Origin of the sequence: Neobacillus drentensis (genome assembly GCF_036962765.1) — a bacterium.
In the GTDB taxonomy this organism is placed as follows: domain Bacteria; phylum Bacillota; class Bacilli; order Bacillales; family Cytobacillaceae; genus Neobacillus; species Neobacillus drentensis_C.
Genome location: NZ_JBALOS010000426.1, coordinates 1 through 3,091 on the forward strand (window position 1 = coordinate 1; position 3,091 = coordinate 3,091).

Here is a 3,091-nt window from a genome sequence, read left to right on the forward strand (position 1 = left end):
TAACAACAGATGTTTATGATCAGTATGCTAATGAATGGTATATGGTTGATAAAGCTTATCGAAACTTCATGAATTGCTATTTAAAAGTGATTCACAGAGACTGGTTAGGAGACGTGCCCAATAAATTAACAAATTGGTACGAAAATGAATTTCTAATACGGTTAGCAAACGACACTAATCAGTGGCTAGAGCATTCTTGGAATACTAAAGTCAAAAGGCAAACATCTTTTTTCCAGACATACATAAACCCTATTCTTGAAAAAGAGACAACCAAAATATTCGTTATTATATCCGATGCCTTTAGATACGAATGTGCCATGGAACTCCAAGAAAAATTGAATCGCCATACTAATGGAAAAGCAGTTGTTCAACCTATGGTAGCTTCCCTACCAACCTACACAAAACTAGGAATGGCTTCTCTAATGCCGCATAAAGTACTGACTCTAAGAAATAATGGCTCTATTTTAACTGATAACATGCTCACAGATGGATTGGTAAACCGGCAGAAGGTTTTACAAAGCAAGGAACCGAACTCAGCCGTTTTTCATTTAAATGAACTGCTAGTATGGAAAAGACAGCAAATGGATGAGAAGTTGAAGGGAAAAAGACTGGTATATTTATATCATGATTTTATTGATGCCATTGGTGATTCAAGGAAAACAGAAAGAGAGACATACGACGCTGTAGAAAAAGCGATATCTGATCTTGATAACGCTGTCTCTAGACTTTCAAGTCTCCAAGCTAAAAGGATCTTTATTACGGCTGATCATGGCTTTTTATTTCAGTTCAAACAGATCGAGAACTATGGGAAAATTGAATCCCCGTCGGGAAACAAGGTTGATGGAAATCGGAGATTTTCTATCGGAAATCTTTTAAATGCAGTAGAAGGCTGTATAAAACTAAATCAAAGACAGACTCCATTGAGCCAAACGGATGTCATTATTGCTAAAGGCTTAAACAGATTTATAGGTGGCGGAGGTTTACAGTTTATTCATGGTGGAGCCACGCCCCAGGAAGTAGTTATCCCAGTAATCGATTACCGGAGAATTGAAAAGGCTGTTCCTGTTGAGATTTCAGTTGCAGTAATTGATAAAATTATAACAAATTATCGTGTTCCAATAACTTTCTACCAAGAGCAAAGTGTTGGGGACGCATTTATCCCTCGAATTATAAAAGCTGCTTTTTACAAAGACGGAGAGCGTATTTCCAATGAGGTAGTTCTGCACTTTGATTTAATGGGTGAAAACAATGAACGGAGCCAGATTGTAACGTTTAATTTGGTTGAAAAATATTACAAAATAGGGGATACCTGCAGTTTGGTTCTTGAACCGTTGGAAGGAGACAATGTAAAAAGGTATAAAGAAGAAACCTTTACTCTCCGCTTATATGAATCACTTTATTAATTTTTGTAAGAAAAGCAGGTGCTGCGCATGCTCCAAATAGGTGAGTTTGTAAAAGGTCCATACTGGCCAGAGACGGTTGAAATAAAGAAATGCGAAATGATTGATAATGATTTGTATTTAGTAGAAGCGATTGGTAAGGCTTCCAATCAGTTTTATGCTCAGTATTTGGAAAGTGTTCAACTTGGAGTGGTTGAGCATTTTTCCGAAAAAAATGACTCGTATGAGGACAAAAACTTATACCAGCATTTATTGCAGTATTACTTTTTAGAGTCTGAAAGTCGATTCTCTAAATCAAGAGCACGGGGAAATAAAAAAATGATTCCATTGCCTCATCAAATTGAAGCAGTGTACAGCCGGATGCTCCAATCACCACAAATTCGATTTCTACTTGCAGATGATCCTGGAGCAGGAAAAACTATTATGTCCGGTATGCTGATCCGTGAATTAAAGGCTAGAAAAGCCATAGAAAGAACATTGATTCTTGCCCCTCCATTAGTGGTAAAACAATGGCAGGAGGAGTTAAAGGAAAAATTTAATGAAGATTTTGTGGTTGTCGCGAGATCTCTCCTGAACCATTCTGGGGATATGAATCCGTTTGAAGTGAATGATCAAGTAATTGCCTCAATGTACTGGGCTACTAGGGAAGATGTCAAAAATATGATCGTCAATTCAAAGTTTGATTTAGTCATTGTGGATGAAGCTCATAAGATGGCAGCTTATACAGTCGGGCAAAAGAAAAGAAAGGTGCAACGAACAAAAATGTATCAGCTAGGGGAAACCCTTCTCCGCCATACAGAACATTGTTTGTTGCTTACTGCTACTCCTCATAAGGGAGATAAGGAAAACTTCAAACATTTAATGGGTCTTATTGACCATGAAATTTTTTCGCGATTAACTAAGGGTGATTCATTATATGAAAAAACAAATCCTTACATCATTCGAAGATTAAAAGAGTCAATGATCAATTTCGATGGAACACCAATTTTTCCTGAGCGAACGACAAAAACACTTGGTTTCGAACTCAGCAGCGAAGAAAAAGAGTTGTATGAGGATGTTACCAAGTATGTAAGGGAACATTTTAATCGTGCTAAGCAGAATAATAAACCGAATGTTGCCTTTGCCATGATGTTATTACAAAGAAGGCTTAGTTCTTCCATTGAAGCTATTTATTTGTCTCTGGTCCGGAGAAAAGAAAGACTTCAGGAAACTTTAGTGTCAGGTATGAAACACACTGGCTTTAACGCAGATGAGTTTGAAAATAGCATCTTGGAAGAACAGGAAGCCTATGAGGTAGAGGCTGAAGGGGAAATTGATAGTTTTAACCTTTCAGAACTCCTACTTGAAATTGATATTCTTGACAGATTGATTCGAAAGGCTAGTCAAATTAGACAAAGTGGTAATGAACGGAAATTTTTAGAACTTGAAAGAACCTTATTCGGTGCAGGAGGTTTATTATCCAGAGGTGAAAAGATTCTTATTTTTACAGAATCTAAAGACACTTTACTATACCTAGAACGGAGACTAAAAGCCAGGGTAGCACATATAGCCAAAATAGTTGGTCATTTTTCAATGGATCAGCGGAGAGCTGAAGTAGAAAAGTTCCGTAATAATGTACAAATCATGTTGGCAACTGATGCCGGTGGAGAATCAATAAATCTTCAGTTCTGTAATCAGATGATAAACTATGA

2 protein-coding genes are annotated in these 3,091 nt (G+C 37.1%); both read left to right on the forward strand.

Going from position 1 to position 3,091, the window contains the following annotated elements; all coding sequences use genetic code 11:
• Window positions 1-1,403: BREX-1 system phosphatase PglZ type A (gene pglZ, locus V7137_RS30350; RefSeq protein ID WP_335701509.1), on the forward strand; the 1,403-nt coding region annotated here is incomplete at its 5' end.
• A 27-nt stretch (window positions 1,404-1,430) separates the two neighbouring features.
• Window positions 1,431-3,091: DEAD/DEAH box helicase (locus V7137_RS30355; protein WP_335701510.1), on the forward strand; the 1,661-nt coding region annotated here is incomplete at its 3' end.